Below are 448 nucleotides of genomic sequence, written 5' to 3' on the forward strand. Positions count from 1 at the left end.
TTCGTCGTAGTGGTGTTGCAGGCGGCCGGCGGCGCTGTGTTCTTCCAGCAACTGGCCGGTGGCGTCGTAGGCGAAGCTCAGGCTCTGCACGTTGCCTTGCAGGTCGGTGAAGGTGACGGCGGTGAGCTGGTCCAGCGGGTCGTAGGTGTAGTCGGTACGGCCATCGTCGGTGATCTTGGCGATCAACCGTCCTGCGGCGTCGCGTTCCAGTCGGTGGACGATGGGGGCGGGCGGTTGCTCGGGCACCACGGCGAGGCCGTTGCCATAGGGTGCTGGGAGGGCCGTCACGGCCGAGACGTTATCGAGCATGTCATAGCTGTAGCGCTTGGCACTGCCATCCAGGTCCTGTTGCTCGACCAGTCGATCCCCGGCATCCCAGGCAAACCGATAACTTTCGCCATTCTCATTGACCAACGCTTGCAGCCGACCAAAGCCGTCATAGGCAAAT

The 448-nt window shown here is 62.9% G+C and carries 1 pseudogene; it reads right to left on the minus strand.

Features of this window, described 5'->3' with window-relative positions:
- Positions 1-448, minus strand: a pseudogene (locus tag ACLEJR_RS27045) (RHS repeat-associated core domain-containing protein); the annotation flags it as partial.

Origin of the sequence: Pseudomonas sp. SMN5 (assembly GCF_052041925.1) — a bacterium.
Lineage (GTDB): Bacteria > Pseudomonadota > Gammaproteobacteria > Pseudomonadales > Pseudomonadaceae > Aquipseudomonas.